Genomic DNA, 26,740 nt, shown 5'->3' with positions numbered 1-26,740 from the left:
CGACGTTGATGCGACGAACCGGGTTCGCTACCCCACCTTGCGGATGCATGCTCATGATTGGCAACTGTTCGGGCTACACGGTTGGACAAGACGGGTGGCTGCGTTGACCATAGGCTCGGGGACGAACTTCAAGCTCCGGGGGACAACAGGTTTGGCGCAGCTACCGCGACACGGAAGGCATTCAGCGCGTGCCGCCAAATGCTTGATTGGAAAGATACAAGGGGACGGCGATGCTCGCGGCATTGAGCCGCTCGCACATCGCCTAAGCGGGCCGGCTTGGGAGCGGCCCGGCGCTCGGCCCGCAAGACCCTCAGCGGCCCACGATGACCACGTGGGCCTGGATCAGCGTGTCGATGGCGCCCACGCCGAAGCGTGAGGCTATGGCCTGGGCGACATGGGCCGTCAGCTCAGGCAGGCGGCCCGGCGCGCGTGATTCGATCTCGTTGCGCAGCGGTGTGCCCTGGCAGTAGCCCAGCGCGGGGCCAGCCGACGATTCGGCGCATGCCCGCAGCGGCAGCGTGACGATGTCGGCCTCGCGCTCGAAGCCGCCCTGGGCCAGGTCGGCCCGCAGCACGTCGACGTCGTGATAGCCATGCGGCGTGCGCGCCATGAAGCGCGGCGGGTCGTCCGGGAACGCCTGCGCCAGGGCGTCGGTGACGGTCTGGGCCAGCTCGTTGCTGTCGATGTGGTCCCAGACGTTGAACAGGAAGAAGCCACCCGGCTTCAGCACGCGGCGGATCTCGGCATAGGCGTGCGCCCGGTCGGGGAAGAACATGGCGCCGAACTGGCAGGCGACGAGGTCGAAGCTGCCGTCGGCGAAGGGCAGGTCCATGGCGTCGGCCAGCCGCCATTCGACGGGGCGCTCCGTGCCCAGCGTGGCGGCCATGTCCAGCATGGTGGCGTTCAGGTCGCTAGCGACGATGCTCGTGCTCTTCGGCAGCTCGGCCACCAGGCGGCGCGTGAGCACGCCGGTGCCGGCGGCGATCTCCAGCACCTGGGCCGGCTGCAGCGCGGCGGCGCGTGCCGCCAGATCGACCGCAAAGGGTTCGAAGATCAGCGGCACCATGTAGCGCTCGTAGAGCTGCGGGATGGAGCCGGTGAAGCCACGGTCGGCGAGGTTCATGGGCCGATTCTGAGCCGGTGCTAGGCTCGCCGGCGCTGTCTTCGCAATTCCTTGCAATTCGCCATGACCGAACACCGTCCCTCACACGCGGAGCTGTCCGCCTTCCTGCAGGCCGAGTTCCCGCAGAACCGTTGCATGCTGGAGGAGGTGGACGAGGACGGCAGCGTCGTCGTGGCCCATCCGGTGGGCGAGACGGAGCTGCGGCCCGGCGGCACCGTGTCGGGCCCGGTCATGATGACGCTGGCCGATGTGGCCCTCTACATCGCCATCCTGGCGCGCATCGGCATCGTGCCGCTGGCGGTGACGACGAACCTTTCCATCAACTTCCTGCGCAAGCCGCGCGCGGACCGGCGCGTGGTGGCGCGCTGCCGGCTGATGAAGCTGGGAAAAACGCTCGCGGTGGGCGAGGTGTGGATCTATTCAGAGGGTGAAGACGAGCCGGTCGCGCATGCCACCGGCACCTACGCCATTCCCCGTCAGGTCTGATCGTCGAGCAGCCCCGGCGGCGCGCCGAACATGAAGCAGTCGACGAAGCTGAAGTACAGCGAGGCGTAGAACACCGTCGACAGCAGCAGCCCGGTGGCCATCAGCGCCATGGGCGCGAACTGCGCCAGGCCCAGCAGCCCGAACACCAGGCTGATGACACCGGCCACGGCCATCAGCACAGCGGCCCAGAGCAGGGCGTTCAGCGCAAAAGCCCCCTTGTTGCGCCACAGCGCCAGCGTGCTGGAAAACAGCGCCTGCGCCACGCCCTGGCCGCCCCAGTGCACGAGGGCCGGTGCATGCCAGTAGGGCACGGACAGCAGCGTCACCAGGCCCAGCCGCGTGGCCACGCCCCAGAACAGGCGCGGGTCCAGCGCGGCCTGGGCGATGACCTCGTTGTCGGCGTTCTCGGCGATGAGCTTTTGCAGGTCGCGTGTGCTGCCGCCGTCCACCCAGTCGGCCAACAGGCCGATCAGCACGACGGCGACGGCATAGCTGAAGCACAGGATGAGCTGGCTGCGCCGGCGCTCGGGCGTCAGCTTCAGCGGCGCGGCGAAGACGCTGGCCGTCGGCGTCTTCTTTTGCAGCACCAGGTGGGTGGCCAGCATGAAGCCCAGCGACAGCAGCGGCAGCGAGGCAAAGGTCAGCAGCGGCCCGACGCCAGGCAGCAGCAAGGCGACGAAGCCGACGAACAGGAAGAGGCCGAACAGGCTGGACAAGGCCAGCGGCTGGCGCTGGAAGACCTTGAAGCCATGGCGTATCCACAGCCGGCCGTTGCGCGCCGGGACGTCCTGCAGATGCAGTTGCATCGTCATTCGGCGGCCTCGCCATGCAGCGCATGCCAGGGCTTGGCGATGCGCTCGCGCAGCACGCGCTCGAAGTGGCTGGGGTCATGCGCCTTGAGCAGCGACGCCTCGCGCGGCAGGTGCAGGTCGAACAGGCGCGACACCCAGAAGCGCAGCGCCGCCGCGCGCAGCAGGGCCGGCAGCAGGCGGTGCTCGGCGCCGGACAGCGGCCGCACGCGCTCGTAGGCGTCGACGAAGACGGCGGCGCGGTCCTCAATCAGGCGGCCGTCGCTAAGGTCTATGCACCAGTCGTTCAGGCAGACGGCGATGTCGAACAGCCAGGTGTCGACACCCGCGAAATAGAAGTCGAAGAAGCCGGTCAGCCGCTCACGGCCCGCGCCCTCGCCGGGCTCGAACATGACGTTGTCGCGGAACAGGTCGGCGTGGATGGGCCCGGTCGGCAGGTCGCCATAGCGGGCGGACGCAGCCAACTGCTCCTGGTAGGCCAGCTCGTTCTTCAGCAACTCGGCCTGTTCGGCGGCCAGGAAGGGCAGCAACTGCGGCACCACCTCGCGCCACCAGGCCAGGCCGCGCAGGTTGGGCTGGTTAAGCGGGTAGCTCTTGCCTTCCAGGTGCATGCGCGCCAGCGTCGCACCGACCTGGGCGCAGTGGAAGGCGTCGGGCGCCATCTGGTGGCCGCCGTGCAGGCGGTCGACGATGGCCGCGGGCTTGCCGGCTACTTCGAAGAGGATCTCGCCGGTCGTGTCGGCATGCGGCTCGGGTACCGGCACGCCGCGCTGCGCCAGGTGCTGCATCAGCCGCAGGTAGAAGGGCAGCTGTTCGGCCGTCAGGCGCTCGAACAGCGTCAGCACATAGCGGTGCAGATGGCCGTCGCGCGTGCAGTCGACAAAATAGTTGGTGTTCTCGATGCCGGCGCCAATGCCGCGCAGCGAGCTCAGGCTCCCGAGTTGGAGGTGGTCCAGCAGGGCTTGGGCCTGCTCGGCGCTGACTTCGGTGAAAACGGCCATGGGTCTGGGAAATTGGCGACCCGGGGGCCGCGCGCAATCAGAATTTGAGAACGTTCCAGACCCGCGAGCCCGAGCCGCTCTTGGGCATGCCCGTGCCGGTGCCGCCGGCCGACTCGCGGCCCGCGTCGTTGACGACGATTTCGTAGTCCGGCGCCTTGGTCAGCTTGTTCTTGACCGTGACCTTCTTGGCCTCGCCGCGCACCTTCAACTCCTCGATGCGCACCTGATCGTCCTCGGACACGGTCTTCTCGACCTTGGGCTCGGGCGGCGGGTCGGCGAAGGCGCTGCCGGCGAAGGCAGCGATCAGCAGGGGTACGGCAAGGAGACGCATGCTGCCGATTCTAGGTGGCGCGCTCGCCGAGAATGCCTGGCTATGAGTAAACCCATCCTGCTGCTGGTCGACGGTTCCAGCTATCTCTACCGCGCCTTCCATGCCATGCCCGACCTGCGCGGGCCGGAAGGCCAACCCACCGGGGCGGTGCGCGGCATGGTGGCCATGCTGAAGAAACTGCAGAGCGATGTCGGCGCCGAACACGCCGTCTGCGTGTTCGACGCGTCCGGCCCGACCTTCCGCGACGAGTGGTACCCCGAGTACAAGGCGCAGCGCTCGCCCATGCCGCCGGAGCTGCGCGCGCAGATCGAGCCCATCCACGAGGTCGTCAAGCTGCTGGGTTGGCCCACGCTGACGGTGCCGGGCGTGGAGGCGGACGACGTCATCGGCACGCTGTGCTGCATCGCCGCCGGCCAGGGCCACCGCGTCATCGTGTCGACGGGCGACAAGGACCTGTCCCAGTTGGTGAACCCCGACGTGGAACTCATCAACACGATGAGCAACGAGCGGCTGGACGAGGCCGGCGTGTTCGACAAGTTCGGCGTGCCGCCCAACCGCATCATTGATTACCTGACGCTGATGGGCGACACGGTGGACAACGTGCCGGGCGTGCCCGGCGTAGGCCCGAAGACTGCTGCGAAGTGGATCGCCGAGTACGGCTCGCTGGACGGCGTCATTGCCGCCGCAGCCGCGATCAAGGGCAAGGCCGGCGAGAACCTGCGCGCGGCGCTCGACTGGCTGCCCATGGGCCGCAAGCTGGTCACCGTGAAGGTGGACTGCGAGCTGGCCGAGCATGTGGCCGGCTGGCCCGCGCTGGAGGAGCTGGCTTTCCGCGAACCGGACAAGAAGGCGCTGGGCGAGTTCTACACGCGCAACGGCTTCAAGGCCTGGCTGGAGGAGCTGACCGGCGCGGCGCCTGCGCCGAAGGCCAAGGCGGCGCCCGCGGCCAACCCCGGCCTGTTCGACGAACCCGAGCCGCCGGCCGGCGCAAGCGACTTGGCGCGCCAGTACGAGACCATCCTCAGCTTCGACCAGCTCGACGCCTGGATCGCCCGCCTGCGCGCCGCACCCCTGTGCGCGCTGGACACCGAGACCGATTCGCTGGACCCGATGGCCGCGCGCATCGTCGGCATCTCCTTTGCGGACAAGCCGGGCGAGGCGGCCTACATCCCGCTGCACCACAGCGGCCCGGACGCGCCCGAGCAACTGCCCATGGACGAGGTGCTGGCCCGCCTCAAGCCCTGGCTGGAGGACGAGTCCGCCAAGAAGATAGGCCAGAACCTCAAGTACGACCGCCATGTGCTGACCAACGCCGGCATCGCGCTGGCCGGCGTGCAGCACGACACGCTGCTGCAGAGCTATGTGCTCGAAGCCCACAAGACCCACAACCTCGAAGCGCTGGCCGAGCGCCACCTGGGCCGCAAGGGCCTGAGCTACGAGGACCTGTGCGGCAAGGGCGCGCACCAGATCCCGTTCGCGCAGGTCAGCGTCGACAAGGCCACGACGTACTCGGGCGAGGACTCCGAGATGTGCCTGCACCTGCACGGCGTGCTGTGGCCGCAGATCGAGGCCGATGCGGGCCTGACGTACATCTACCGCGACATCGAGATGCCCACGGCCGACCTGCTCGCGCGTGTCGAACGCCAGGGCGTGCTGATCGACGCCGGGCGGCTGCAGGCGCAAAGCCACGAGATCGGCCAGCGCCTGGTCCTGCTGGAATCGCAGTGCTACGACATCGCCGGCCAACCCTTCAACATCGGCAGCCCGAAGCAGATCGGCGACATCCTCTTCACCAAGCTGGGCCTGCCGGTCGTGAAGAAGACGGCCACCGGCGCGCCGTCCACCGACGAAGAAGTGCTGACCGAGCTTGCCGCCGACTTCCCGCTGCCGGCCAAGATCCTGGAGTACCGCGGCCTGTCCAAGCTCAAGAGCACCTACACCGACAAGCTGCCGCTGCAGATCAACGCCCACACCGGCCGCGTGCACACCAACTACGCACAGGCGGTGGCCATCACGGGGCGGCTGTCCAGCAACGAGCCCAACCTGCAGAACATCCCCATCCGCACGGCCGAGGGCCGGCGCGTGCGCGAGGCCTTCATCGCGCCCGAGGGCTGCCGCATCGTCAGCGCCGACTACTCGCAGATCGAGCTGCGCATCATGGCCCACATCAGCGAGGACCCGGGCCTGCTCAAGGCCTTCCAGGAAGGCCAGGACGTGCACCGGGCGACGGCGTCGGAAGTGTTCGGCGTGGCGCTGGCCGAGGTGTCCAACGAGCAGCGCCGCTACGCCAAGACCATCAACTTCGGCCTCATCTACGGCATGGGCGCCTTCGGCCTGGCCTCGGCTCTGGGCATCGAGCAGAAGGCCGCTAAGGACTACATCGACCGCTACTTCACCCGCTTTGCCGGCGTGAAGACCTACATGGACGAGACCAAGGCGAGCGCGGCCGAGCTGGGCTATGTGTCGACGCTGTTCGGCCGGCGCATCTACCTGCCCGAGATCCGTGGCGGCAACGGCCAGCGCCGCGCGGGTGCCGAGCGCCAGGCCATCAACGCGCCCATGCAGGGCACGGCGGCCGACCTCATCAAGCTGGCCATGCTGGCCGTGCAGGCCGAGCTGGAACGCGCCGGCAAACAGGCCAAGATCGTCATGCAGGTGCACGACGAACTGGTGTTCGAGGTGCCCGAGGCCGAGCTGGACTGGATGCGCACCGAGGTGCCGCGCCTGATGGCCGGCGTGGCGGCGCTGAAGGTGCCGCTGCTGGCCGAGGTCGGCGTGGGCTCGAACTGGGAAGAGGCGCATTGAAAGCCCGGTGATTTCCTATTTTTCCCAAAATAGGGAAAATAGGCGAATCTGACCAGGAGCAGCCCATGTCCGCCGTCCTCGAACAAGCCCTCGCCGATCAATTGCCCAGCGTCTCGGCCACCCAGCTCGTGGCCGGCATCCAGCAGGTCGGCCGCCAAGTGGCCACCCACGGCGCCGTGCTCATCACCAAGCACGATCAACCCGCTTTTGTGCTGATGTCGGTGGAGCGCTATCGCGAGATGCAGCGCGCCGCCGAGCCCGACCTGGGCGCCCTGGGCGGCGAGTTCGACGCGATGTTCGCTCGTATGCAAGGACAGCGCGAGGCGTTGACCCAAGCCTTCGCGATGACGCCCGAAGCCATTGGTGCCGCTGCCGTGAAAGCCGCCAAGCCGCGTCGCAAGGCGACCTGAGTGCCGGCGGCGATCTTCGTGCTGGCCGGTGTCAACGGCGCTGGCAAAAGTTCGCTAGGCGGCGCCGCCCTCCAGGGCAGTGGCGCCGAGTTCTTCAACCCCGACGCCGCCGCTGCGCAGATACGCGAGCAGCAACCCGGCTTGAGCGCAGAGCAAGCCAATGGCCTGGCCTGGAGGGTCGGCCGCCGCAGGCTGGAGCAGGCGTTGGCAGAGGGTGGTGCCTATGCCTTCGAGACGACGCTGGGCGGCAAGAGCATCGTCAAGCTGTTGCTGGATGGCGCCCGCAACGGCGCCCAGGTGCATGTCTGGTTCGCCGGCCTGGCGACGCCCGAGCTGCATCTGCGCCGCATCGCCGCGCGCGTGGCGGCCGGCGGGCATGACATCCCGGAGACGAAAGTGCGTGAGCGCTTCGACGCCAGCCGCAGCAACCTCGTCAAGCTGATGCCGCACCTGGCCAGCCTGCGCATCTACGACAACAGCTTCGAGGCCGACCCGCGCGCCGGCAAGCGGCCTCAGCCGGTGTTGCTGCTGCAGATGCAGGCGGGCCGCACGGTTTCGCATGCGCCGCTGCGCAGCGTGCCCGCCTGGGCCAAACCCCTGCTGGCCGCCGCCTTGCGTTGACTATCATCGTCTTCACTTGGGGGAGGAAAAGATGAGGGTCTTGCTGGTCGACGCGTTCCCGATGGTGCGTGCCGCGCTCACCGGGCTGATCGAGCAGCATTTCGCCGGTTCCCAGGTGCAGGGCGTCGACAGCGGCGCTGCGGCACGCGCCGTGCTGGAGCAGTCACTGCCGGGCCTGATGCTGCTGGACCTGCGCGTGGACGGCGGCGCCGAGTTGCTGCAGCACATCCATCACGAACATGCGTCGCTGCCCGTGGTGGTCATTTCAGGCACCGACAGCACCGATGACGCCCTGCACGCCCTGGGCGCCGGCGCGATGGGCTATGTGCCCGAGCGCAGCGACCTGAGCACGCTGGTGCAGGCGCTGCACCTCGTGCTGGCCGGTGGCACCTATGTGCCGACGCTGACGCGTTTGCCCGGCAAACCTGCACCGCAGGCCGCACAGCCGCCGCAGGACTGGGCCCATCTGCCGCTGACGCCGCGCCAGAAGACCGTGCTGAATCTGCTGGTCGAGGGCCTGCCCAACAAGCTGATCGCCCGCGAACTCGGTGTCAGCGTCGACACGGTGAAGGACCATGTCGCAGCGGTGCTGAAGGCGCTGGGTGTCAGCTCCCGCACCCAGGCCGTTGTCGCGGCAACGCAAAAGGCGCGTTAGACCCGAACGGCGTCGATCGCGTCCAGCACCGCCTCGGCCGTGGCCGGCGCACGCAGCGGCGGGTCACAGCGCTCCGGCCCGCAGGCCGCGCAGGCATCCTTGATCGCCAGCAGCGCCGCAAATCCCAGCAGCAGCGGCGGCTCGCCGACGGCCTTGCTGCGGTGGATGGTTTCGCTGGCGTTGGCCACGCCAAACAGCTCGACGTTCAGCTCGGGCGGGCAGTCGTTGGCGGTCGGGATCTTGTAGGTGCTGGGCGCGTGCGTCGTCAGCAGGCCGGTGACGGGGTGCCACACCAGCTCCTCCATCGTCAGCCAGCCCATGCCCTGGACGAAGCCGCCTTCGATCTGGCCGATGTCCAGCGCGGGGTTCAGGCTGGTGCCGACGTCGTGCAGCAGATCGGCGCGCGTGATGCGGCTCTCGCCGGTCAGCGTGTCGACGACAGCTTCGCAGACGGCACCGCCCCAGGCGAAATAGTAGAACGGGTGGCCCTGCAGCTTGGCGCGGTCCCAGTGCAGGCCGGGCGTCGTGTAGAAGCCGTCGCTCCAGAGCTGCACGCGCTTCAGGTAGGCCGCAGCGACGAGTTCTGCGAACGACAGGCTCTGCCCACCGCCGCTGACCTGGCCGCCCTCGAAGGCGATGAGTTCCGGCGCGCAGCCGAAGCGCTCGGCCGCGAAGGTCGTGAGCCGCGCCTTGATCTTGCGCGCGGCGTCCTGCGCGGCCTTGCCGTTCAGGTCGCTGCCGGTGGACGCTGCCGTGGCCGACGTGTTGGCGACCTTGCTTGTGTCCGTCGCCGAGCAGCGCACGCTGCTCAAAGGCAGCCCCAGCTCATGCGCCACGACCTGGGCGACCTTGGTGTTCAGCCCCTGGCCCATCTCCGTGCCGCCGTGGTTCACCAGCACCGAGCCGTCGGTGTAGACGTGGACCAGCGCGCCGGCCTGGTTCAGGTGGACGACGTTGAAGGAGATGCCGAACTTGACCGGCGTGAAGGCCAGGCCCTTCTTCAGCACGCGGCTGCTCGCGTTGAAGGCAGCGATCTCCGCGCGGCGCTCGGCGTAGCGGCTGCTGGCCAGCAGTTGGGCCGTCAGCGGCTGCGCGTGCAGTTCCGCGACCTGCTGGCCGTAGGGCGTCACGTCGCGGCCCGGCGCGTAGAAGTTGCGCTGCCGCACCTCGGCTGCATCCACGCCGAGCCGGCGGGCGATGCCGTCCAGGATCATCTCGACGGCGATGGCGCCCTGCGGCCCGCCGAAGCCGCGGAAGGCGGTGTTGCTCTGCGTGTTGGTCTTGGCGCAGTAGCCGTGCATGGCGATATGCGGCAGCCAGTAGGCGTTGTCGAAATGGCAGAGCGCACGGGCCATGACGGGCGCGGACAGGTCGGCGCTGTGGCCGGCGTTGGAGATCAGGTCAACGTCCGCCGCGAGGATACGGCCTTCAGCGTCGAAGCCCACGTCCCAGCGGTAGTCGAAGCCGTGGCGACGGCCGGTGATGAGGAAGTCGTCGTCGCGGTCCACGCGCAGCTTGACGGGCCGCTTCAGCTTCAGCGCGGCGATGGCGGCCACGCAGGCGAACACGGCCGACTGCGATTCCTTGCCGCCAAAGCCGCCACCCATGCGCCGGCATTGCACGACGACGCGGTGGGCCGGCCAGCCCAGCGCATGGGAGACGAGCTGCTGCATCTCGCTCGGGTGCTGGGTCGAGCAGTGCACGAGGATGCCGTCGCCGCCTTCCTGCGGCACGGCCAGGCTGATCTGGCCTTCCAGGTAGAACTGCTCCTGGCCGCCCAGGCTCCACGTGCCCTGCAGGCGGTGCGGCGCGGCGGCGAGCTGCTCCGACGGCTCGCCGCGCGTCAGGTGCATGGGCGGCAGCACGTACTGACCAAGCGCATGGGCGGCCAGCGCCGTCAGCACCGGCGGCAGCGGCTCGGCCTGGATGACTTGCTTCGCCAACCCGGCCGCGCGCCGTGCCAGCTCGCGGTCGGTCGCGATAACGGCAAACACCGGCTGGCCGACGTGGCGCAGCTCGCCGTCGGCCAGGATGGGATCGTCATGCAGCAGCGGGCCGCAGTTGTTCTCTCCGGCGATATCGGCCGCCGTGAGCACCGCGACGACGCCGGGCATCTTGCGGATGCGTTCGAGGTCCACGCCCAGCAGCTTGCCGTGGGCGATCGGCGACAGGCCCAGCGCCGCATGCAGCGTGCCGGCGGGCTCGGGCAGGTCGTCGGTGTAGGGCGCGGCGCCGCTGACGTGCAGGTGGGCCGACTCGTGCGGCAGCGACCGGCCGACGACGGGCTCGTTCACGACCAGGATTTCGGGCTTGTTCATGCGGCCAACCTCGCGATCCGCCAGACCGTCACCGTACGCCGATCCAGGCTTTCCAGCCAGAGCTTGCGCAGCAGGTTCTGCGCGACCTTCATCCGGTAGCGGTCGGACGCGCGCACGTCGGTCATGGGCTTGAAGTCCTTCACCAGCGCGGCGGCGGCGGCCTCGGCGGTCGCCTCGACCCAGGGCTGCCCCACGACAGCGGTCTCGGCCGCAGTCGCGCGCTTGACGATGGCCGCCATGCCGCCGAAGACGAAGCGGGCCTGCTGCACGCTGCCGTTGCGCAGCTGCAGCGCCAGCACGGCGCAGACGGCGGAGATGTCGCTGTCATGCCGCTTGGAGACCTTGTGCGCGGAGATCGCCCAGCTCGTGTCCGGCCGCGGCACATGCAGCGCCTCGACGAACTCGCCGGGCTGCAGGTCCTTCTTCATGTAGTCGAGATAGAAGTCCTGCAGCGGCAGGCGGCGCTGCTGGGTGCCGCGGCGCAGGATGACGTCGGCGCCCAGCGCGATGAGGGCCGGCGCGCCGTCGCCGATGGGCGAGCCGTTGGCGATGTTGCCGCCGAGAGTCCCCGCATGGCGCACCGGCGGCGAGGCAAAGCGCCGCCACAGCTCGGCGAGAGACGGCGCCAGTTCGGTCAGCGCGGCCCAGGCATCTTCGAGCGAAGCCGCCGCACCTATCCACAGGCCCGGCTGGGCGTCGAAGTCTTCCGCGCGGATCTCGCGCAGCGCCTCGACGCGGCCGGTGTAGATCAGCGCCGGCAGCTCGCGGAACTGCTTGTTGACCCACAGGCCGATGTCGGTCGATCCGGCCAGCAGCGTGGCCTGCGGGTAGGTCTCGCGCAGCAGGGCCAGGTCGGCAATGGTCTGCGGCGCGTGGAAGCGCTCGCCGGCGTGTTGGTAGTCCAGCGGCTCGCCGTTGACCAGCTCGCGCAGCGCGGCGGCGATGGGCTCCCGGTCCAGCAGGCGGGCGGGCGCGTCGAACATGCGCTCGCCGGCGTCCAGGATGGGTCGGTAGCCCGTGCAGCGGCACAGATTGCCGGCCAGCGCGTCGGCCAGCTCCTGGCGGTCGGGGCGCGTGCCGGCGGCCTGGTGGGCCTCGTAGCAGGTCGTCATCGTCATGACAAAGCCGGGCGTGCAGAAGCCGCATTGCGAGCCATGGCAGTCCACCAAGGCCTGCTGGGCGGGGTTGAGCACCTCGGGCCCGCCCAGGTCTTCAACGGTCAGCAGCGCGCGACCGTCCAGCGTGGGCAGGAACTGCGTGCAGGCATTGACATTGCGTAGCTGCAGCTGGCCCGCGGCGTCCAGTTCACCCTGGATGACGGTGCAGGCGCCGCAGTCGCCCTCGGCGCAGCCTTCCTTGGTGCCGGTGCAGTGGGCGTGCTCGCGCAGGTACTGCAGCACGGTCGTCGTCGGGGCCAGGTCGGCCACCTCGACGACCTCGCCGCGGTGGAAAAAGCGGATGGGTCGAGTATTCATGCTGGCCTCGATTGTCGAACCTTGCCCCAGAATTGCCATATGAGTTTTACTAACCAGGAAAAATTCGCTGACAGCCCCCGGCGATGGGCGCTGCGGGGCGATCTGCTCGACTTCACGGCCGCACCCGCCTGGGGCGAGACGGACACCCCCGTGGTGCGTTTCGACCGCGATCACTGGCTGCTGATCGAGGACGGCCGCATCGTCGGGCGCCAGGCCGCCGAGCCCGACGGCAGCTGGGCGCGCAAGGACCATGCCGGCCAGCTGGTGCTGCCGGGCTTCATCGACACCCATGTCCACTGCCCGCAACTGGAGGTCATCGGCTCCTACGGCACCGAGCTGCTGGACTGGCTGGAGCGCTACACCTTCCCCAGCGAATGTGCCTTTGCCGACCCTGCCCGTAGCCATGCCGGTGCCGAGGTCTTCCTGGACGCGCTGCTGGCCAGCGGCACGACCTCGGCCGTCGTCTTCGCCACCGTGCACAAGGTCTCGGCCGAGGCCTTGTTCGAAAGCGCCGCCGCGCGCGGCATGCGCCTCATCACCGGCAAGGTGTTGATGGACCGCCACGCGCCCGACGGCCTGCGCGACGATGTGGTGCAGGCCGAGCGGGAATGCACCGACCTGATCCAGCGCTTCCACGGTCGCGACCGCCTTGCCTATGCCGTCACCGTGCGTTTTGCGCCGACCAGCACGCCCGAGCAGCTCGCCATGGCCGGTGCGTTGTGCCGGGCCGACGCCAGCCTCTACATGCAGACCCATGTGGCCGAGAACCGCGCCGAGGTCGCCTGGGTGGCCCAGCTCTTCCCTGAGGCGCGCAGCTACCTGGACGTCTACGAGCGCGTGGGCCTGGTGCACGAGCGCGCGGTGCTGGCCCACGGCATCTGGCTGGACGACGCTGACAAACGCCTGATCGCCGAGCGCGGTGCCCAGGTGGCGCATTGCCCGTCGAGCAATCTCTTCCTGGGCAGCGGGCTGTTCGACTGGACGGGCGTGCCGTTCAACGTCAGCCTGGCCTCCGATGTGGGTGGCGGCACCTCACTGAGCCTGCCGCGCAACATGCTGGACGCCTACAAGATCCAGGCGTTGCGCGGCGAACGGTTGACCGCCTGGACGGCGCTCCACGCCAGCACGCGCGGCGCGGCCGAGGCCTTGCAGCTGGGCGGCGAGATCGGCGGGCTGTCGGTCGGCCAGACGGCGGATATCTGCGTGTGGGACTGGGCCAAGGGCCCGGTTGCTGAGGCGCGCGACGCCGTGGCCCGCGAGCTGCACGAGCGCGTCTTCGCGTGGATGACGCTGGCGGACGAGCGCAACCTGGCCGCCTGCTACGTGGCCGGCCGTCAGCGCGTCTGACGGCCCATCTCGGCCAAGCACCGTTTCGTCGCAAGCTGGCTGCATTGCGAGTCGGCGCCGGCTAAGGTGCAGCCTGTCCGCATAAATGGAGTTTCGAGATGCTCGGCTTTCTGCTCTGGTGCATCCTGTTCATCGTCTGCTGGCCGCTGGCCATCCTGGCCCTGCTGCTGTGGCCGCTGGTCTGGCTGATCACGCTGCCCTTCCGGCTGCTGGGCATCGCCGTCGACGGCGTGTTCGCGCTGCTGCGCGCCGTCGTCATGCTGCCGGCGCGCGTGCTGGGCGGCGGGCGCTAGGTGGCGGTGACGGGCTTTTCGACGCCCCAGCGGCGATAAAGCTCCGCCGCGTCCGCGCCGCGCAGCCAGCGCTCGAAGGCCTGGTCGTAGCGCTGGGCCAGCGCCTCGCCACTGGCACTGCGGCCGAAGGCCATGTGGCCGTGCAGCACGTCCAGCGGCGGCGAGCAGCGCACGACGGCGTCCGTCAGGTTCAGGCGTTGCAGCACCGGCTGGCAGTTGCGGTCATTCGCCGCGAACAGCTCGACGCGCTTCTTGGTCAGCATCTGCAGGCCGGCGTCGACATTCTGCACAAAGGTCAGCTGATTCATCGAGGTCTTCATGCGCTCGAAGCGGCTGCCATAGGCCCAGCCGCGCACTGCGGCCACGGGCAGCTGCGCCAGCTCGCCGAACTCGCCCGTCCAGCGCGCCTCCTCGCCGCGGCGTGCATACCAGACCATGGCGTCCGAGTAGAAGGAGCGCACGCTGAACAGCATGCGCGCTTCGCGCTCCGGCGTGCGGTAGGGGCCGATGAGGACGTCGGCCTCGCCCTGTTCCAGCATCAGCTGGGCGCGCGCCCAGGGCAGCCATTCGCAGCGTAGGCCGTCACCGAAGAGCTGGCCCAGCAGGTCCACCGCCAGACCCTTGGGCGCCTGGCCTTCGGCGCCTTCGAAGATGCGCGCGAACTGCGAGCCCACGGCGCGCAGCGGCGCGGCGCGTGCCGGCCCAGCCATGGCCAGCGCGCCCATGCAACCCAACCAGATGCGGCGCGTCTGCATGGCGAGGATGATGCGCCGCGGCTCAGGGAATGTCGATGGAATGCAGGCTCAGCTCACGGCCCGCGCGGCGGTCATCGAAGAAGCAGCGCAGCGTCTCGCGCGAGGTCTTGAAGGCGATCTCGTCCCAGGGAATCTCGGCTTCGGCAAACAGCCGTGCCTCCAGCGACTCGGGGCCGGGGTTGAACTCCGGCGAGCGCAGCCGCGCGTAGTAGAAGAGGTGGATCTGGCCCACCCGCACGACGTTGAGCATCGTGTAGAGCGGCCCCATCTCCACGTCGGCGCCGGCTTCCTCGTGCGTCTCGCGCAGCGCGCCTTCGGCGGTCGTCTCGCCCAGTTCCATGAAACCGCCCGGCAGCGTCCACAGGCCGTGGCGCGGCTCGATGGCGCGGCGGCACAGCAGCACGCGGCCGTCTTCCTCCCAGACCGGCAGCGTGCCGACGACGTTCAGCGGGTTCTGGTAGTGAATGGCCGCGCAGCCCGGGCAGACGGCACGCTCGCGGTTGTCGTCCGGCGGGATGCGGTAGTCCACGGCGGTGCCGCAGTTCGGGCAGTGCTTGAAGCGGCTGGGGAAGGGCATGACATCGAGTTTAGAGGTCGCAAAATGACGGGCATGAAGCTCTACAACTACTTCCGTTCCTCGGCCTCCTGGCGTGTGCGCATCGGCCTGGCGCTGAAGGGGCTGGACTACGGCTACGAGTCCATCCACCTGGCGAAGAACGAGCAGTTCGCCGGCGCCTTCGCGGCGCAGCAGGTGTCGCATCTCGTGCCGGCCCTGGTGCTGGACGACGGCACCTGGCTGAGCCAGTCCATGGCCATCCTCGAGTACCTGGACGAGACCCATCCCGAGCCGCCGCTGCTGCCGCGCGATGCCGTCGGCCGCGCGCAGGTGAGGGCGCTGGCCCAGGACATCGGCTGCGACATCCACCCCATCAACAACCTGCGCGTGCTGCGCCACCTGAAGCACGGCCTGGGTCAGTCACAGGAGGAGGTGGACGCCTGGTACCGCCACTGGATCGCTACGGGCCTGGCCATCGTCGAGCAGCGGCTGGCCAAGACGGCAGGGCAGTTCAGCTTTGGCGACACGCCGGGGCTGGCGGACTGCCTGCTCGTGCCCCAGGTCTACAACGCCCAGCGCTTTGAATGTCCGCTGGAGGACTTCCCCACGGTGCTGCGCGTCAATGCCGCCTGCCTGACGCTGCCCGCCTTTGCCAGCACCCACCCGGACGCCTGCCCTGATGCTGCTTGATCCGAACTGGCTGCGGCCCGACTGGCCCGGCGTGACGGCCTTCATGACAACGCTTGGCCTCAATTTCGGCCGCAAGGCGGGTGACCCGGACGAGGTCAGGGTCAATCGCGCCGGCCTCGCGGAACTGCTCGGCGCGCGGCCCGTGTTTCTCGACCAAGTCCACGGCGCCCATGTCGTGCGCCTGCGCGCCGACTGGCATGACGACAACGCGCCCACGGCGGATGCCGCCGTGTCCACCGACCCCGAGCTGGCCGTCGCCATCCTGGTGGCCGACTGCCTGCCCGTGCTCTTCTCCGCACCCGGCGGCGTGGCCGGTGCGCATGCGGGCTGGCGCGGCCTGGCGGCGGGCGTGCTGGAGAACACGGTGGCCGAACTCTGCGCCGCCGCCGGCTGCGAGCCGCGCGACGTGAAGGCCTGGCTGGGCGCCAGCATCGGGCCCGAGGCCTTCGAGGTCGGCCCCGAGGTCGTGACCGCCTTCGGCCGTGAGCCCATAGCGCGCGACCAGCCTGCTTTTCTCTACCGGCCCAACCCCGAGCCTCGTTGGCGAGCCGACCTGCCCTTGCTGGCTCGCGAAAGGTTGATGGCGGTCAATGTCACCCAAATCAGCGGCGGCGGCTGGTGCACGCTGACCGATGATTCACGCTTCTTCTCGTTCCGGGGTGAGTCCCTGGGCCGGCCCCGCGGGCGCATGGCCGCCTGCATCAGCCTCGTTCGCTAGTTCTGCTGCACGCCGCCTGCGTTTGCGGCCCGGCGTGCCGAGGATGTAGAGCAGCAGGCCCAGCGGCAGCACGCCATAGAGGATGAGCGTGACCAGGGCGCCGAAGAGGGTGCCCTGAGGGCTGATGGCTTCCGCTGCGGCCATCATCAGCGCAACATAGGCCCAGGCAATGGCAACGAGATACATGTGTCATGGGCGCGTCAGCGCCCGGGTTTACAAGTTGGCCCCGTGTAGTCGGGATGTGGCAAGCTTATTGCAACGGACCGGCGCAGCACCGCAGAGGCGTCAGAGTTCCTAGGAGATCCATGGCCACCCGCAAGAAGAACGAAGCACCCTCCGCCACGGAGGCGCAGCAACCGTTCGCAGACCTGATGCAGCAGATGACCCACCTGCCGCAGATTTCCCCCAACGCGTTGGCCGACCTGCAGGCCGACTACCTGAAGCAGGCCTCAGCCTTGTGGAATGCGTCGCTGGGCCAGGGCGAGGCTCCGGCCATCAGCGACCGCCGCTTCGCGGCGCCCGAATGGCGGGCCAGCCCGGTCGCAAGTTTCGTGACCCAGCTTTACCTGCTCAACGGCCGCACCATGCAGCAGATGGCTGCGGCCATCGAGGGCGACGACAAGACCAAGGCGCGCATCCGTTTCGCGGTGCAGCAGTTCGTCGACGCCGCCTCGCCCAGCAACTTCCTGGCGCTCAACCCCGAGGCGCAGAAGCTGGCCCTGGACAGCAAGGGTGAAACGCTGGCCCGCGGCATGCAGCAGCTGTGGGGCGATGTGCAGCGCGGCCATGTGTCGCAGACGGATGAGAGCGCCTTCGAGGTCGGCAAGAACGTGGCGACCACCGCCGGCAACGTCGTGTTCGAGAACGAGCTCTTCCAGCTCATCGAATACGTACCGCTGACGGCCTCAGTGGCCGCCCGGCCGCTGCTGATGGTGCCGCCCTGCATCAACAAGTTCTACATCCTCGACCTGCAGCCCGACAACTCGCTGATCCGCTATGCCGTGGCCGAGGGCAACCGCGTCTTCGTCGTCAGCTGGCGCAACCCGGACGAGTCCATCAAGCACTTGGGCTGGGACGACTACATCGAAACCGGCGCCATCGAAGCCATCCGCGTGGCGCAGGAGATCTCCGGCCAGAAGCAGATCAACACCTTGGGTTTCTGCGTCGGCGGCACCATCCTCGCCACCGCACTGGCCGTGCTGGCCGCGCGTGGTGAGCAGCCGGCCGCCAGCGTCACGCTGCTGACCACGCTGCTGGACTTTGCCGACAACGGCATCCTGGACATCTTTGTCGACGAGGCCTCGGTGCGGCTGCGCGAGACCACGCTGAGCGCCCAGTCGCCCAAGGGCCCGCAGCTGCTGCACGGCCAGGAGCTGGCCACCACCTTCAGCTTCCTGCGCCCCAACGACCTGGTGTGGAACTACGTCGTCGGCAACTACCTCAAGGGCGAGGCGCCGCCGCCCTTCGACTTGCTCTACTGGAACGGCGATTCGACCAACCTGCCCGGCCCCATGTACTGCTGGTATCTGCGCCACACCTATCTGCAGAACGAGTTGAAGCAGCCGGGCAAGCTGACCGTCTGCGGCGAGAAGCTGGACCTGGGCGCCATCGACGCGCCGGTCTACATCTACGGCTCCCGCGACGACCACATCGTGCCCTGGACCAGCGCCTATGCCAGCACGCAGGTGCTGAAGGGCAAGAAGCGCTTCGTGCTGGGCGCCTCGGGTCATATCGCGGGCGTCATCAACCCGCCGCCCAAGCCGGGCAAGCCACCGAAACGCAGCCACTGGATCGCCAAGGGTGCTACCTTGCCGGTTGAGGCCGACGATTGGTTCCAGGGCGCCGCGGAGCACCCGGGCAGTTGGTGGCCGGATTGGTCAGCCTGGCTGGCCTCCCACGCCGGCGAGGCCAAGCCCGCGCCCAAGACGCCGGGCAACCGCAAGTTCAAGCCCATCGAGTCGGCCCCCGGCCGCTACGTCAAGGTCAAAGCCTGATCTTTTATATCGAAGGAGACACACCATGAGCCAACAAGACATCGTCATCGTCGCCGCCGCGCGCACCGCCATCGGCAAGTTCGGCGGCACGCTCGCCAAGACGCCCGCCACCGAGCTGGGCGCCGCCGTCATCCAGGACCTGCTGCGCCGCAGCGGCCTGGCGGACGACCAGATCAACGAGGTCATCCTCGGCCAGGTGCTGACGGCCGGCGTGGGCCAGAACCCGGCCCGCCAGTCGGTCATCAAGTCCGGCCTGCCGAACGTGGTGCCGGCCATGACCATCAACAAGGTCTGCGGCTCGGGCTTGAAGGCCGTGATGCTGGCGGCACAGGCCATCCGTGACGGCGACAGCGACATCGTCATCGCCGGCGGCCAGGAGAGCATGAGCCTGAGCGCCCACGTGCTGCCGGGCTCGCGCGACGGCCAACGCATGGGCGACTGGAAACTGGTCGACACGATGATCGTTGACGGCCTGTGGGACGTGTACAACCAGTACCACATGGGCATCACCGCCGAGAACATCGCCAAGAAGTACGGCATCACCCGCGAGCAGCAGGACGCACTGGCCTTCGGCTCGCAGCAAAAGGCCGCCGCCGCGCAGGACGCCGGCCGCTTCAAGGACGAGATCGTCCCCTTCAGCATCGCGCAGAAGAAGGGCGACCCCATCGTCTTCGCCAACGATGAGTTCATCAACCGCAAGTCCACCGCCGAGGCACTCGCCGGCCTGCGCCCCGCCTTTGACAAGGCCGGCAGCGTCACCGCCGGCAACGCCTCGGGCCTGAACGACGGCGCGGCCGGCGTGGTCGTCATGACGGCCGCCAAGGCCGCGTCGCTGGGCCTCACGCCGCTGGCGCGCATCGCCTCCTACGCCTCCGCTGGCCTGGACCCCGCCTACATGGGCATGGGCCCCGTACCCGCCGCCAAGCGGGCGCTGGAGCGTGCCGGCTGGAAGCCGGCCGACCTGGACCTGCTGGAGATCAACGAGGCCTTCGCGGCCCAGGCCTGCGCCGTGCACAACGAGATGGGCTGGGACATGAGCAAGGTCAACGTCAACGGCGGCGCCATCGCGCTGGGCCACCCCATCGGCGCCAGCGGCTGCCGCGTGCTCGTCACGCTGCTGCACGAGATGGTCAAGCGCGATGCCAAGAAGGGCATCGCGTCGCTGTGCATCGGCGGCGGCATGGGCGTGGCCCTGACCGTTGAGCGCTGAACGAGTTTTCAAATCACCACTGAAGGAGACAAAACCATGAGCCAAAAAGTTGCCTACGTTACGGGCGGCATGGGTGGCATCGGTACCGCCATCTGCCAGAAGCTCGCCAAGGCCGGCTTCAAGGTCATCGCCGGTTGCGGTCCCAGCCGCGACGCCAAGAAGTGGCTGGACGAGCAGCAGGCCCTCGGCTTCAGCTTCCACGCCTCGGTCGGCAACGTGGCCGATTGGGACTCCACGGTCGAGGCCTTCCAGAAGTCCATCGCCGAGCACGGCGCCATCGACGTGCTGGTAAACAACGCCGGTATCACGCGCGACCGCATGTTCCTGAAGATGAGCCCCGAGGACTGGAAGGCCGTCATCGACACCAACCTGAACTCCATGTTCAACGTGACCAAGCAGGTCGTGCCGGGCATGGTCGAAAAGGGCTGGGGCCGCATCATCCAGATCTCTTCCGTCAACGGCGAGAAGGGCCAGGCCGGCCAGACCAACTATTCGGCCGCCAAGGCCGGCATGCACGGTTTCACGATGGCGCTGGCGCAGGAGCTGGCATCCAAGGGCGTGACGGTCAACACCGTCAGCCCGGGCTACATCGGCACCGACATGGTCAAGGCCATCAAGCCCGAGATCCTGGAGAAGATCGTCGCAACCATCCCCGTCAAGCGCCTGGGCAAGCCCGAGGAGATCGGCTCCATCGTCGTGTGGCTGGCCAGCGAGGATTCGGGCTTCTCGACCGGCGCCGATTTCTCCTGCAACGGCGGCATGCACATGGGCTAACTCACCCACTGGGTGAAGCCAAGGCCAAGCCGGCTGCTCCGGCAGCCGGCTTTTTTCTGCGTGACCCGTGGCGACTGGCAATAAAACACGCTTGGGCGTGAAACGACGCCGCACCTCGCGAATGCCCCATGCAATCGGCGACCTGAGCTAACTACATTTCGACGCTGATGCCGCTACCAGCGGTTGGGAATGAGTCGGATGAACCTCGTCTTTCTGCCCGCCGTCAGCCTGATGCGCCGCCTGCCGATGGCGCACAAGTTCTTCATCGTCTGCCTGTGCTTTGCGATCCCGCTGGTCTACCTGCTGGTGTCGCTGGCGGGGGACCGCTCCGACGCGCGCGACTTCTCGGCCAAGGAACTGGTCGGCATCGTCCAGGTTCGCCAGGTCAGCAGCGTGCTGAATGCGGCCATGGTGCTGCGCGGCACGTCCATCGGCCTGAGCGCCAAGTCGCCCGGCGCGGAGGCCAAGCGGGACGCTGCGCTGACCAATTTCAACACCCAGGCTCAGGCGGTGGAGCAGCTCATTGCCGCAGCGCAGGACCCGCTGAAGCTGGCCCCCGGCCTGGCCGCCACGCGCGACAAGGCCAAGGCGCTGGTGGCTGTGGGCGCGGGCGAGCCCGAGGCCGTCATCAACGCCGGCTATGCGCTGACCGACGCGGCCCAGGCGCTCATCGAGCAGGCGTCCTCCGAGTCCAACCTCGCGCTGGACCCTGACGCCGACACCTACTATCTGATGCTCACCGTCACCGACGCGCTGCCGCGCCTGCAGGACGCCATCGGCCGCATGCGCGCGCTGGGTTCGGCCGCCGCGCAGATGGGCACGCCGCCCTATGGCGTGCAGCAGCGTCTGCATCAAGCCGACACGCTGACCGAGGAATACCTGACCCGCCTGACCGGCGCATTGACCCGCGTGGCCGCCGCCAACCCGGACGCGGTCAAAGGCTTAGACCTGCAGCTTGCCGACCGCATCCGCAAGGACTTCCGCGAGAAGTTCGGCCAGAGCTTCGTGCTGGGTGAGGCGCCCAAGGTCGAGCCGGCCGCCTGGTTTGCGCTGGGCACCGAACAGATCGCCGCGGCCGACAAGCTGCAGCGCGCAGCCGAGGCACGTCTGGCCGAACTGGTCACGGTGCGCGTCGAGCGCCTGACCCGTGGCTTGTGGACGGCCATGACGCTGGCCATCGCCTTCGTCACCATCGCCGCCTATGCGTTGATCAGCTACTACATGGCGGCGCTGAGCACCTGCGTGGCCCTGGGTCGGCGCATCGAGGCCCTGGGTGCAGGCGACCTCGGCGACACCGAGGCGCTGGACGGCCGCGACGAGGTCGTCCTCGCCACCAACGCGCTGCGCGACGCCGTGCATCGCCTCAGCGGCCTGGTGCACGAGGTGCGTGCAGGGGCCGAGCACATCTCCACGTCGGCCACGCAGATCTCGGGCGCCAACCGCGACCTGTCATCGCGCGGCAATGCCATGGCCTCCGTCGTCGAGCAGACCAGCGCCAGCACCGGCATGCTGGAGCAGACCGTCGACCACAACATGAGCAGCGCCCGCGAGGCCCATGACCTGGTGCAGGGCGCCGCCGGGCTGGCAGGCCGCGGCGGCGAGATCGTCAATCGCGCGGTGCAGTCCATGGGCGAGATCACCGCCAGCTCGCGGAAGATCGGCGACATCATCCAGGTCATCGACTCCATCGCCTTTCAGACCAACATCCTGGCGCTCAACGCCGCCGTCGAGGCCGCGCGCGCGGGTGAGCAGGGCCGCGGCTTCGCCGTCGTTGCCAGCGAGGTGCGCTCGCTGGCCCAGCGCTCGGCCGAAGCAGCGAAAGAGATCAAGACGCTGATCAACACGTCCATTGAGACCGTCCACCAAGGCGAGACCTACGTGACCCAGGCCGGCGGCTCCATGGGCGAGATCGTGCAGGCCATCCATCGGGTGGCGGCCATCGTCGGCGACATCACCAGCCAGTCGTCATCGCAGGCTGACCAGATCCGCCAACTGGCCGCGGCCATCCGCGAGGTGGACTCGACGACGCAGCAGAACGCGGCACTGGTCGAGGAGACGGCGGCGTCGGCGTCGCTGCTGGAGGATCGGGCCGGCCAGTTGCGGGATGCGGCGGCGAGGTTTCGCACGGCACAGGCGTGAATTCCCAGCCTGTTTGCGCTTTGGGTGGCATCGCACTTCGCGGGTCGAGCGGCAGCCGATAGCGAGGGGGTCATCGGTTCTTCTGGGGGTCGTCAAGTCGTCGGTCGGCGGGCAAGATGACTGCGCCCAAAGGAGACGTCATGAGCCGATATCTGATTGATCATCCGGTCCGCCTGCGCGACAAGGGTGGCGTGGACTTCGTTCCCAAGATCGAACTTCACGCGCCGGCCCAGGTGTCCATCCTCGGCATGGTGGACCCCAGGCGTGAAGGCCTGCCACTGGCGGACGGGCTGGATCCCAACTACTGGTACCAGGTGCTGGTGGAATCGGGCCGGCACAAGGGAGCCGAGGGCTTTCTTCACACCACCGAGTTCAACCATGCGATCCCAGAGCCCGACGTGAAACTGGTCGAGTCACGCTTGAAGGGGACAAAGTACGGCATGGTGGACATCTACCGTCAAGACGGGCAGGCCGAGGGCGCGCTGGTGGTGGGCCCGTGGGCCAGGCGCTGCGACCTCTGCGACGAGGTCTCGGCGTTGCACGTCATGCCTTCGACGAACAGCGGCAACAGCAACACCGAGAAAAAGGCGCAGGACCTGCTGCAGGGCATTCGCAACGTTCTCCGTGCAAGCACCAAGAACAGCGGCTCCTATCTGTACCAGGCCACCAAGGAAGCAATGATCGGGGTGCTGCAGGTGGCAGACAAGAACACCGTGTACGCGAGTCATTCGAGCAAGAAGCTCGACACCTTCTTCAAGAGCCTGTGTGACGGTCTTGGTTTCGTCTACTGCCCGCCTCTGGCATTGCCGATCCTGAATCGGCGTGGCGAACCGGTGCCGAACGACAGCGTGCAGAACTTCGACTACCAATGTGCCGCGCCGCGCCTCGTGCAGCACGCCATCCGCTGTGGGGACTATCCGGTTGCGATGACCGAGATCTACGGCGGCGGACCGAACGAGGGCCAAATCATTCCCTCTTGTGGCCGCTGCGCCAAGACCGTGCCGTTCATGCTCTGTCCCAAGTAGCTGTGTGGGCTGGTCGCTGCCGCTATGGCCCAACCCACAGCGCCGGCTTGTTCACCATCAAAAAGAACACCGCAAGCATCGCCGCGAAGGCCGGGCAACCCAGCCATTCCCAGGCGCGTTGCCAACGCCGGTATTGCACTGACAGCGGCCGACGCTCGGCCAGCGCGGCCTCGACCTCGCGCGCCATCTTCAATTGCAGCCACAGCACCGGCAGCCAGCAGGCGCCGGCCAGCGCATAGAGCAGCAGCGACGCGAGCAGCCACGGCGTTGTCAGCGGCCAGCCGGCGGTGTGCGCGAGCCAGATACCGGTGGCGGGTTGCACGATCACGGCCGGCGTCGTGAACCACAGGTCGGCGCGCACGGCGAGGCGGGCGACGACGGCGCGGGCTTGCAGGCTGGCGCTACGGTTGGCGAAGAACAGGTAGAAGGCCGAACCGAAGCCGGTGCCGGCCAGCAGCACGCTGGAGACGATGTGCAGCCATTTGACGAACAGGTAGCTGTTCATGCTTGAGCCTCCTTCTCTGCCATGAGCGCGAGCAGCGCCAGCACGGGCAGGTTCTTCAGCAGCGCGCCGAAGGGGTCCAGCCACAGCGAGGGCACGAGGGCGGTGGCGAGCAGCGTCATGCCGATGACGCCGGCCGCAGTGAGGCGGTAGGCGAGGGCGCCTGGGCGAAGCAGCAGGAGCAGGCCGATGGCGACGTCCCACGCGCAGCCGAGCAGCACCAGGGCCAACGCGGCGCCAGGCGCGATGCCGGTGGCCTGCTGCAACAGCGCGATGCCGGCCGCGCCGCCGTCGTGCAGGCTGGCCGCCACCGTGCCCCACCACAGCAGCACAAGGGACGCGCGGGCCAGGGTCATCCTCTTCATGCCCAGGCGCCTTCCATCGCATCGCGCAGCGGCCGGCCCAGAGGTGACTGGGCTTGCGGCTCGGCGCTGTCGTGGGCGAGAAGCTCCAGCGCCGTGCTGCACCAGGGGCCCTGCGGGACCAGATCACCGAGCCGTGCCGACGCGCGTGTCAGCGCCCGTGGCAGCTCGATGTGGCGGGCCGGGCCGTTGCCGCGTGCCGTGCGGCGGCGGGCGATCCACTCGGCCACCGTGGCGGCCTCGGGACCTACCGCCGTCCACGAGGCGTGCAGTTGCGGCGAGGCCAGCGCCGCAACGATGCCGGCCGCCAAGTCTTCGACGCGGATGGGCTGCACGCGGCAGCGCGCCACCTCGGCGGGTAGCGGCAGCCAGGGCAGGCGGGCGAGCAGGTCCAGCATGCGGCTGCTGACGCCGCCCACCCCGACGACGAGGCTGGGCCGCACGATGCAGGCGCGGCCGACCAGTGCGACCTCTCCAGCATGCTTGCTGCGCGCATAGGCGCTGACGCCGCCGCACAGCGCCGACACGTGGACGAAGCGGCCGACGCCCGCCGCCTCGCAAGCCGCGGCCAGTGCGACCGGTGCGCGGTGGTGCAGCAGGTCGAGCAGGTCGGCCACGCCGCCCGCTTGGTCGCGCAGGCAGCCGGCGGCATAGACGACACCTTGCACACCCGCTAGCAGTGGCCGCCAGGCCTCGGGCCGCTCCCAGTCGGTGACGGGCCGCAGCCCGGCGCGCACCGTCTCATGGCCGGCATCGGCCAGCGCCCGGCACAGGTGGCTGCCGATGAAGCCGCCGGCGCCGATGACGAGGATCTTCATGGCTCAGACCCACCTGTCAGCGGCTGCGGTTGCAGCGACGGGACCGCGGGGCGCCGCCACCACAGGCTTGGCCAGCCGCTGCTGCACGGGCGCCCAAACGCGGCGCGTGATAACGGCGATGCTGACGAAGCAGCCACCCGCAGCCAGCAACAGCGCGCGGTGCACGGCGGCCAACGGCTCGCCCTTGAAGTCACCGAACAGCAGCGCCAGCACCAGCGTGCCGGCCACGGCCAACACATAGGCGCTGCGCACCCAGAAGTGCGCGCCGACGGCGCCCGGCATGGGCTCGACGCACAGCGCGTTCAGCACCGGCACGAGGATGCGCCGCAGATAGCTGATCGCGAGGATGGGGCCGGCGATGGCGATGAACAGGGTGAGGGCGAAGTTCAGTTCGGACATGGTTCTCTCCTTGGTTGAATCAACGGGTTTGGCAGGTGCCGTCGGCCGGGCAGGCGCGCTCCTGCACCCTGAAGGCCGTGCGGATCAGCGTGTGCGGCAGTTGGTAGCGGTGGCGCACGAGCCAGGGGTAGGCCTGCGCGGCCAGGCGCGCGAACCAGGGCCGGCGCAGCCAGCGGGCGACGCCGTCGAAGCCCGTGGCCTCGTAGATGACGACGAAGGCCGGGATGCCGATGAGCCAGCTGCCGTCCGGGCGGCGCACGTGCATGAGGGTCAGCATCGCGCTCAGGCTGGCACCCAGCGGTGCCGCATCGAAGCCGGGCGCGGCAATGTCGACGAAGGCCAGGCGGCCGGCGGCGTTGCGCGCCATCAGCAGCGCCATCTCGCCGCTGCACAGCGGGCAGGCGCCGTCGTAATAGACGGTGTGGACGGTGTTGTTGATTGTCATGGCTGTTGTTTCTGTATAAAGAGAAATAAATGGGCAAAAAAAGAGGCCCGAAGGAGCCTCGCGTTGCCTCGTCATCCCATGGGCGGCATCGGTGGGGTGACGGGGAAGACGCTGGGGGCCTCTGCGGCGTCGGCCGGGCGCACGAAGCGCTGCACCTGGGCGCCCAGCTTGAGGATCTTCTCCAGCGTGGCGGGCGACAGCCGCAGCATCTCGTCGCTCCAACTGCCCAGCGTCTGCATGAAGTCCAGCGTGCTGCGCAGTCGGTCCTGCATGGCGGGCGATTCCTTCTCCAGCGCCGGGTCCCGCGACAGCTCGCGCAGCAGCGCCACGGTGGGGTCGAACTCGCGCTCCTTGCGCTCGCGCACGATGGTGCGGAACAGCTCCCACACGTCACCCGAGGTCTCGTAGTAATCGCGCCGGTCGCCCAGAAGGTGGGTGACGCGGATGAGCCGCCAGTTCAGCAACTCCTTCAGGCTGTTGCTGACGTTGGAGCGGGCCAGCACCAGCGTGTCGGCCAGGTCTTCGGCGTGCAGCGGCTGGCCGTGCACATAGAGCAGCGCGTGGATCTGCGCGACGCTGCGGTTGACGCCCCAATTGCTGCCCATCTCGCCCCAGTGGACGATGAATCTGCGGCTGATGTCGGTGAGTTCCATGGCTTGCAGCGTACGCCGTCTGAAAT

At 68.5% G+C, this 26,740-nt stretch carries 29 protein-coding genes; 14 read left to right on the top strand and 15 right to left on the bottom strand.

The genetic code is table 11. The features are described 5' to 3' along the window. Positions 1-310: 310 nt before the first annotated feature. A complete protein-coding gene (locus tag ACXRVZ_RS01300) occupies positions 311-1,123 on the bottom strand; it encodes a class I SAM-dependent methyltransferase (RefSeq protein WP_457425300.1) in 813 nt (270 codons plus the stop codon). A gap of 63 nt (positions 1,124-1,186) precedes the next feature. Between ACXRVZ_RS01300 and ACXRVZ_RS01295 the strand changes: the two genes are divergently transcribed. Then, a complete protein-coding gene (locus tag ACXRVZ_RS01295; RefSeq protein WP_457425302.1) occupies positions 1,187-1,609 on the top strand; it encodes a PaaI family thioesterase in 423 nt (140 codons plus the stop codon). Here ACXRVZ_RS01295 and ACXRVZ_RS01290 read toward each other — a convergent pair. The 3 genes from ACXRVZ_RS01290 to ACXRVZ_RS01280 are packed head-to-tail and all read right to left on the bottom strand — an operon-like array spanning position 1,600 to position 3,750. Beyond that, positions 1,600-2,421, bottom strand: a complete 822-nt coding sequence (locus tag ACXRVZ_RS01290) for a BPSS1780 family membrane protein (protein ID WP_457425304.1) — start codon at positions 2,419-2,421, stop codon at positions 1,600-1,602. The genes ACXRVZ_RS01295 and ACXRVZ_RS01290 overlap by 10 nt on opposite strands. Continuing rightward, complete coding sequence (locus ACXRVZ_RS01285) at positions 2,418-3,419, bottom strand: homoserine kinase (RefSeq protein ID WP_457425306.1); 1,002 nt, start codon at positions 3,417-3,419, stop codon at positions 2,418-2,420. Before ACXRVZ_RS01285 ends, ACXRVZ_RS01290 begins: the two co-directional genes overlap by 4 nt. 37 nt (positions 3,420-3,456) lie before the next feature. Beyond that, positions 3,457-3,750: a hypothetical protein gene (locus ACXRVZ_RS01280; RefSeq protein WP_457425308.1), complete on the bottom strand. Its 294-nt coding sequence runs from the start codon at positions 3,748-3,750 to the stop codon at positions 3,457-3,459. Between the two features lie 42 nt (positions 3,751-3,792). Here ACXRVZ_RS01280 and polA point away from each other — a divergent pair, with 42 nt between their 5' ends. The 4 genes from polA (at position 3,793) to ACXRVZ_RS01260 (ending at position 8,241) form a co-directional block, all read left to right on the top strand. Beyond that, positions 3,793-6,555, top strand: a complete 2,763-nt coding sequence (polA, locus tag ACXRVZ_RS01275) for a DNA polymerase I (protein WP_457425310.1) — start codon at positions 3,793-3,795, stop codon at positions 6,553-6,555. Positions 6,556-6,620: 65 nt separating this feature from the next. Beyond that, complete coding sequence (locus tag ACXRVZ_RS01270; protein ID WP_457425312.1) at positions 6,621-6,965, top strand: type II toxin-antitoxin system prevent-host-death family antitoxin; 345 nt, start codon at positions 6,621-6,623, stop codon at positions 6,963-6,965. Continuing rightward, the gene (locus ACXRVZ_RS01265; RefSeq protein WP_457425314.1) at positions 6,966-7,586 is read left to right on the top strand and encodes an AAA family ATPase; all 621 of its coding nucleotides are present in this window, start codon (positions 6,966-6,968) and stop codon (positions 7,584-7,586) included. Between the two features lie 31 nt (positions 7,587-7,617). After that, on the top strand, positions 7,618-8,241 hold the full coding sequence (locus ACXRVZ_RS01260; protein ID WP_457425316.1) for a response regulator transcription factor: 624 nt from the start codon (positions 7,618-7,620) through the stop codon (positions 8,239-8,241). Here ACXRVZ_RS01260 and xdhB read toward each other — a convergent pair. Both xdhB and xdhA read right to left on the bottom strand, forming a co-directional pair. Then, positions 8,238-10,559 carry a xanthine dehydrogenase molybdopterin binding subunit gene (xdhB, locus tag ACXRVZ_RS01255; protein ID WP_457425318.1) on the bottom strand — a complete coding sequence of 774 codons (2,322 nt, stop codon included), beginning with the start codon at positions 10,557-10,559 and terminating at the stop codon, positions 8,238-8,240. The two genes, ACXRVZ_RS01260 and xdhB, sit on opposite strands and share 4 nt — an antisense overlap. After that, on the bottom strand, positions 10,556-12,034 hold the full coding sequence (gene xdhA / locus ACXRVZ_RS01250) for a xanthine dehydrogenase small subunit (RefSeq protein ID WP_457425320.1): 1,479 nt from the start codon (positions 12,032-12,034) through the stop codon (positions 10,556-10,558). Before xdhA ends, xdhB begins: the two co-directional genes overlap by 4 nt. Before the next feature lie 39 nt (positions 12,035-12,073). Here xdhA and guaD point away from each other — a divergent pair, with 39 nt between their 5' ends. Both guaD and ACXRVZ_RS01240 read left to right on the top strand, forming a co-directional pair. Beyond that, entirely contained in the window at positions 12,074-13,381 is a 1,308-nt protein-coding gene (guaD, locus tag ACXRVZ_RS01245; protein ID WP_457425322.1) for a guanine deaminase, read from the top strand. A gap of 98 nt (positions 13,382-13,479) precedes the next feature. Beyond that, a complete protein-coding gene (locus tag ACXRVZ_RS01240; RefSeq protein WP_457425324.1) occupies positions 13,480-13,674 on the top strand; it encodes a hypothetical protein in 195 nt (64 codons plus the stop codon). Here the strand turns inward: ACXRVZ_RS01240 and ACXRVZ_RS01235 are convergent. Both ACXRVZ_RS01235 and ACXRVZ_RS01230 read right to left on the bottom strand, forming a co-directional pair. Next, positions 13,671-14,429, bottom strand: a complete 759-nt coding sequence (locus tag ACXRVZ_RS01235) for a substrate-binding periplasmic protein (RefSeq protein WP_457425326.1) — start codon at positions 14,427-14,429, stop codon at positions 13,671-13,673. The two genes, ACXRVZ_RS01240 and ACXRVZ_RS01235, sit on opposite strands and share 4 nt — an antisense overlap. A gap of 22 nt (positions 14,430-14,451) precedes the next feature. Beyond that, positions 14,452-15,006, bottom strand: a complete 555-nt coding sequence (locus tag ACXRVZ_RS01230) for an NUDIX hydrolase (RefSeq protein WP_457425328.1) — start codon at positions 15,004-15,006, stop codon at positions 14,452-14,454. A 33-nt stretch (positions 15,007-15,039) separates the two neighbouring features. On the opposite strand from ACXRVZ_RS01230, the gene maiA reads away from it, so the two are divergent. Further along, positions 15,040-15,675, top strand: coding sequence for a maleylacetoacetate isomerase (gene maiA, locus ACXRVZ_RS01225; RefSeq protein ID WP_457425330.1), 636 nt, complete (start codon positions 15,040-15,042; stop codon positions 15,673-15,675). Next, on the top strand, positions 15,665-16,393 hold the full coding sequence (gene pgeF, locus ACXRVZ_RS01220) for a peptidoglycan editing factor PgeF (RefSeq protein WP_457425332.1): 729 nt from the start codon (positions 15,665-15,667) through the stop codon (positions 16,391-16,393). Before maiA ends, pgeF begins: the two co-directional genes overlap by 11 nt. Here the strand turns inward: pgeF and ACXRVZ_RS01215 are convergent. Further along, positions 16,313-16,579: a hypothetical protein gene (locus ACXRVZ_RS01215; protein WP_457425334.1), complete on the bottom strand. Its 267-nt coding sequence runs from the start codon at positions 16,577-16,579 to the stop codon at positions 16,313-16,315. The genes pgeF and ACXRVZ_RS01215 overlap by 81 nt on opposite strands. Positions 16,580-16,764: 185 nt before the next feature. On the opposite strand from ACXRVZ_RS01215, the gene phaC reads away from it, so the two are divergent. The 5 genes from phaC to ACXRVZ_RS01190 all read left to right on the top strand — a co-directional run bounded on the left by phaC (position 16,765) and on the right by ACXRVZ_RS01190 (position 23,535). After that, positions 16,765-18,387, top strand: a complete 1,623-nt coding sequence (phaC, locus tag ACXRVZ_RS01210; RefSeq protein WP_457425392.1) for a class I poly(R)-hydroxyalkanoic acid synthase — start codon at positions 16,765-16,767, stop codon at positions 18,385-18,387. Between the two features lie 25 nt (positions 18,388-18,412). Next, entirely contained in the window at positions 18,413-19,597 is a 1,185-nt protein-coding gene (locus ACXRVZ_RS01205; RefSeq protein WP_457425336.1) for an acetyl-CoA C-acetyltransferase, read from the top strand. Positions 19,598-19,633: 36 nt separating this feature from the next. Continuing rightward, positions 19,634-20,371: an acetoacetyl-CoA reductase gene (gene phbB, locus ACXRVZ_RS01200; protein WP_457425338.1), complete on the top strand. Its 738-nt coding sequence runs from the start codon at positions 19,634-19,636 to the stop codon at positions 20,369-20,371. A gap of 198 nt (positions 20,372-20,569) precedes the next feature. After that, on the top strand, positions 20,570-22,510 hold the full coding sequence (locus ACXRVZ_RS01195; protein ID WP_457425340.1) for a methyl-accepting chemotaxis protein: 1,941 nt from the start codon (positions 20,570-20,572) through the stop codon (positions 22,508-22,510). Between the two features lie 140 nt (positions 22,511-22,650). After that, the gene (locus tag ACXRVZ_RS01190) at positions 22,651-23,535 is read left to right on the top strand and encodes a hypothetical protein (RefSeq protein ID WP_457425342.1); all 885 of its coding nucleotides are present in this window, start codon (positions 22,651-22,653) and stop codon (positions 23,533-23,535) included. 22 nt (positions 23,536-23,557) lie between these two features. Here the strand turns inward: ACXRVZ_RS01190 and ACXRVZ_RS01185 are convergent, their stop codons facing one another. From ACXRVZ_RS01185 to ACXRVZ_RS01160, 6 genes are all read right to left on the bottom strand, one after another. Then, positions 23,558-24,040 (bottom strand): DUF2269 family protein, encoded by a 483-nt coding sequence (locus tag ACXRVZ_RS01185; protein WP_457425344.1) that lies wholly within the window; start codon positions 24,038-24,040, stop codon positions 23,558-23,560. Next, positions 24,037-24,402 (bottom strand): DoxX-like family protein, encoded by a 366-nt coding sequence (locus ACXRVZ_RS01180; RefSeq protein WP_457425346.1) that lies wholly within the window; start codon positions 24,400-24,402, stop codon positions 24,037-24,039. Before ACXRVZ_RS01180 ends, ACXRVZ_RS01185 begins: the two co-directional genes overlap by 4 nt. Beyond that, positions 24,399-25,217, bottom strand: coding sequence for an NAD-dependent epimerase/dehydratase family protein (locus ACXRVZ_RS01175; protein WP_457425348.1), 819 nt, complete (start codon positions 25,215-25,217; stop codon positions 24,399-24,401). The genes ACXRVZ_RS01180 and ACXRVZ_RS01175 overlap by 4 nt, the downstream gene beginning before the upstream one ends. Positions 25,218-25,220: 3 nt before the next feature. After that, a complete protein-coding gene (locus tag ACXRVZ_RS01170; RefSeq protein WP_457425350.1) occupies positions 25,221-25,616 on the bottom strand; it encodes a hypothetical protein in 396 nt (131 codons plus the stop codon). Between the two features lie 19 nt (positions 25,617-25,635). After that, entirely contained in the window at positions 25,636-26,061 is a 426-nt protein-coding gene (locus ACXRVZ_RS01165) for a thiol-disulfide oxidoreductase DCC family protein (RefSeq protein WP_457425351.1), read from the bottom strand. A 71-nt stretch (positions 26,062-26,132) separates the two neighbouring features. Next, a complete protein-coding gene (locus tag ACXRVZ_RS01160) occupies positions 26,133-26,714 on the bottom strand; it encodes a GbsR/MarR family transcriptional regulator (RefSeq protein ID WP_457425353.1) in 582 nt (193 codons plus the stop codon). Positions 26,715-26,740: the final 26 nt, after the last annotated feature.

The sequence above is a fragment of the Roseateles sp. P5_E8 genome (assembly GCF_054177665.1).
Note: the sequence above shows the minus strand (reverse complement) of the source record. Positions and strands in the feature narration are given on the sequence as shown.

Bases quoted from the DNA above. Each gene is read 5' to 3' on its own strand.
- ACXRVZ_RS01280 (WP_457425308.1), bottom strand. From the start codon at position 3,750: ATGCGTCTCCTTGCCGTACCCCTGCTGATCGCTGCCTTCGCCGGCAGC.
- ACXRVZ_RS01170 (WP_457425350.1), bottom strand. From the start codon at position 25,616: ATGTCCGAACTGAACTTCGCCCTCACCCTGTTCATCGCCATCGCCGGC.
- ACXRVZ_RS01300 (WP_457425300.1), bottom strand. From the start codon at position 1,123: ATGAACCTCGCCGACCGTGGCTTCACCGGCTCCATCCCGCAGCTCTAC.
- xdhB (WP_457425318.1), bottom strand. From the start codon at position 10,559: ATGAACAAGCCCGAAATCCTGGTCGTGAACGAGCCCGTCGTCGGCCGG.
- ACXRVZ_RS01285 (WP_457425306.1), bottom strand. From the start codon at position 3,419: ATGGCCGTTTTCACCGAAGTCAGCGCCGAGCAGGCCCAAGCCCTGCTG.
- polA (WP_457425310.1), top strand. From the start codon at position 3,793: ATGAGTAAACCCATCCTGCTGCTGGTCGACGGTTCCAGCTATCTCTAC.
- ACXRVZ_RS01230 (WP_457425328.1), bottom strand. From the start codon at position 15,006: ATGCCCTTCCCCAGCCGCTTCAAGCACTGCCCGAACTGCGGCACCGCC.
- xdhA (WP_457425320.1), bottom strand. From the start codon at position 12,034: ATGAATACTCGACCCATCCGCTTTTTCCACCGCGGCGAGGTCGTCGAG.
- ACXRVZ_RS01290 (WP_457425304.1), bottom strand. From the start codon at position 2,421: ATGACGATGCAACTGCATCTGCAGGACGTCCCGGCGCGCAACGGCCGG.
- ACXRVZ_RS01215 (WP_457425334.1), bottom strand. From the start codon at position 16,579: ATGTATCTCGTTGCCATTGCCTGGGCCTATGTTGCGCTGATGATGGCC.
- pgeF (WP_457425332.1), top strand. From the start codon at position 15,665: ATGCTGCTTGATCCGAACTGGCTGCGGCCCGACTGGCCCGGCGTGACG.
- ACXRVZ_RS01295 (WP_457425302.1), top strand. From the start codon at position 1,187: ATGACCGAACACCGTCCCTCACACGCGGAGCTGTCCGCCTTCCTGCAG.
- ACXRVZ_RS01240 (WP_457425324.1), top strand. From the start codon at position 13,480: ATGCTCGGCTTTCTGCTCTGGTGCATCCTGTTCATCGTCTGCTGGCCG.
- phbB (WP_457425338.1), top strand. From the start codon at position 19,634: ATGAGCCAAAAAGTTGCCTACGTTACGGGCGGCATGGGTGGCATCGGT.
- ACXRVZ_RS01175 (WP_457425348.1), bottom strand. From the start codon at position 25,217: ATGAAGATCCTCGTCATCGGCGCCGGCGGCTTCATCGGCAGCCACCTG.
- ACXRVZ_RS01205 (WP_457425336.1), top strand. From the start codon at position 18,413: ATGAGCCAACAAGACATCGTCATCGTCGCCGCCGCGCGCACCGCCATC.
- guaD (WP_457425322.1), top strand. From the start codon at position 12,074: ATGAGTTTTACTAACCAGGAAAAATTCGCTGACAGCCCCCGGCGATGG.
- ACXRVZ_RS01190 (WP_457425342.1), top strand. From the start codon at position 22,651: ATGAGCCGATATCTGATTGATCATCCGGTCCGCCTGCGCGACAAGGGT.
- ACXRVZ_RS01160 (WP_457425353.1), bottom strand. From the start codon at position 26,714: ATGGAACTCACCGACATCAGCCGCAGATTCATCGTCCACTGGGGCGAG.
- ACXRVZ_RS01235 (WP_457425326.1), bottom strand. From the start codon at position 14,429: ATGCAGACGCGCCGCATCTGGTTGGGTTGCATGGGCGCGCTGGCCATG.
- ACXRVZ_RS01180 (WP_457425346.1), bottom strand. From the start codon at position 24,402: ATGAAGAGGATGACCCTGGCCCGCGCGTCCCTTGTGCTGCTGTGGTGG.
- ACXRVZ_RS01260 (WP_457425316.1), top strand. From the start codon at position 7,618: ATGAGGGTCTTGCTGGTCGACGCGTTCCCGATGGTGCGTGCCGCGCTC.
- ACXRVZ_RS01185 (WP_457425344.1), bottom strand. From the start codon at position 24,040: ATGAACAGCTACCTGTTCGTCAAATGGCTGCACATCGTCTCCAGCGTG.
- phaC (WP_457425392.1), top strand. From the start codon at position 16,765: ATGCAGCAGATGACCCACCTGCCGCAGATTTCCCCCAACGCGTTGGCC.
- ACXRVZ_RS01270 (WP_457425312.1), top strand. From the start codon at position 6,621: ATGTCCGCCGTCCTCGAACAAGCCCTCGCCGATCAATTGCCCAGCGTC.
- maiA (WP_457425330.1), top strand. From the start codon at position 15,040: ATGAAGCTCTACAACTACTTCCGTTCCTCGGCCTCCTGGCGTGTGCGC.
- ACXRVZ_RS01165 (WP_457425351.1), bottom strand. From the start codon at position 26,061: ATGACAATCAACAACACCGTCCACACCGTCTATTACGACGGCGCCTGC.
- ACXRVZ_RS01195 (WP_457425340.1), top strand. From the start codon at position 20,570: ATGAACCTCGTCTTTCTGCCCGCCGTCAGCCTGATGCGCCGCCTGCCG.